The organism is Rhizobium sp. SVR5-9E, assembly GCF_056755095.1.
Map to the genome: position 1 here is coordinate 1 of NZ_JBNDHS010000454.1, position 266 is coordinate 266.

The window sequence follows — 266 nt, forward strand, 5'->3', positions numbered from 1 at the left end:
GACGCGCGGCGCGTCGCAATGCGGCACCTCGAACGGCGCGAACGGCTGCTCCAGCGGCAGCAGTTCCAGCGCCAGGTCTTCCGGCGGCAGCGGGCGGAACTCCTGCATCATGCGCGACAGCGTTCCGCGCAAGCCACGCTGGGCGATGCTGCCTAGGACGCGCTCGGACAGATAGCGCAGGCGCTTGACCCGCCAGGGCAAGGAACTCAAAGGCATTCGTACCTCTCGACTGCGGGCGTGCCCGGCACGCCCGCGAAGGACAGCGT

1 protein-coding gene is annotated in these 266 nt (G+C 69.5%); it reads right to left on the reverse strand.

Annotation, left to right across the window (positions count from 1 at the left end; all coding sequences use genetic code 11):
* Positions 1 to 216 (reverse strand): hypothetical protein (locus ACPYOJ_RS35595; protein WP_481420421.1); only part of this gene is annotated, 216 nt, incomplete at its 3' end.
* Between the last annotated feature and the right edge of the window lie 50 nt (positions 217 to 266).